Annotated in this window: 1 protein-coding gene; it reads left to right on the forward strand. The window is 76.2% G+C overall.

All coding sequences use genetic code 11. The annotated features are described in order from the left end of the window. The coding region (locus VM95_RS38260; protein WP_045706386.1) for an acyltransferase domain-containing protein at positions 1 to 277 on the forward strand (277 nt) is incomplete at both ends.

Below are 277 nucleotides of genomic sequence, written 5' to 3' on the forward strand. Positions count from 1 at the left end.
AGCCCTGTCCCTGGAGGACGGCGCCCGCGTCGCCGCCCTGCGCAGCCAGGCGATCCTGGCCATCGCCGGACAGGGCGGCATGGCCTCGCTCCCGCTGCCGCGCGACCGCGCCGAGGAGCTGCTGGCCCGCTGGAACGGCCGGCTCTCCGTCGCCGCCGTCAACGGCCCCGCCAGCACGGTGGTCGCCGGGGACGGCAACGCGCTCGACGAACTCCTCGCCCACTGCGAGCAGTCGGAGATCCGCGCCCGCCGCATCGACGTCGACTACGCCTCGCAC

Origin of the sequence: Streptomyces rubellomurinus, assembly GCF_000961885.1 — a bacterium.
Taxonomy (GTDB): Bacteria; Actinomycetota; Actinomycetes; order Streptomycetales; family Streptomycetaceae; genus Kitasatospora; species Kitasatospora rubellomurina.